At 41.0% G+C, this 979-nt stretch carries 1 protein-coding gene; it reads right to left on the reverse strand.

Going from position 1 to position 979, the window contains the following annotated elements:
- Positions 1 to 419: 419 nt before the first annotated feature.
- The coding region (locus FXW07_RS04520) for a PKD domain-containing protein (protein WP_229394354.1) at positions 420 to 979 on the reverse strand (560 nt) is incomplete at its 5' end.

Raw genomic sequence — 979 nt, forward strand, 5'->3', positions numbered from 1 at the left:
ATAAAAATACAACAAAATACTATAAAAATCAAAGTTGCGCTGGCGCACCCCGCTGCAAGCAACGGGGTATGTTCGCGCCACCGCTCGAAATTCCGTCAAAGGAAATAGTAACCCTAAACGGTTTAGTTTGAGCAGAAGTTAACAACCGAAAAATGGAATTGATAATTATATAGTCATCAACGGTTACCGGGGAAGTTTCCATCCCCGCAGCAAGCTAGCGGGGTATTCGACTGAAATAAATACAACAGTTGCAGGAGTTTTTCCTGAAGTAGTAGATGCAGAAGATGCAGCAACTGGTTTTGCGATTTCATATTTTATGTACTATGACATCCACAAATACCTTTTGTATTACTGCCTTTTGCATCTTTACCTGAAACTGAAGAATCCCCGAAGGTTTACAACCGTTTTCAAAGTTGAAGTCACTCTGACACTTTTATATATTTCCATTTTGATTTTGTACTACTTCCTGCTGCATTTGTTGCTGTGAGTTTAACCGTGTAAGTTCCTGCAGATGAATATGTATGTGTTGGACTCTTTTCTGTTGAAGATTTACCATCTCCGAAATCCCATTTCCATGAGGTTGGGGAGCCTGTACTGGTCTCAGTAAATGTTACCTTTAGTGGAGCATTTCCTGATAGTGGCCAGCCCCAGAAATCTGCAACAGGAGCTTGTGAAGCTTCTGTCACGGTTATATAATCCGTTTTTATTTCCGTATCCTTACCTGCTGCATTACTCACGGTCTCTTTCACAGTATACTTTCCGGGTTTTGAGTATGTATGTGTCGGATTATATTCAGTCACCAGATCTGATCCATCTCCGAAGTTCCATTTCCAATAAGTCGGTGACCCTGTACTCTTGTCAGTAAACTGCACGTTTAATGGGGAAYTTCCTGAGACTGGAGAACCAAYGAAATCTGCATCAGGAGTTTGTGAAGCTTCTGTCACGGTTATATAATCCGTTTTGATTTCCGTATCTTTAC

It is taken from the genome of Methanosarcina sp. DH1 (assembly GCF_020804205.1).
Lineage (GTDB): Archaea > Halobacteriota > Methanosarcinia > Methanosarcinales > Methanosarcinaceae > Methanosarcina > Methanosarcina vacuolata.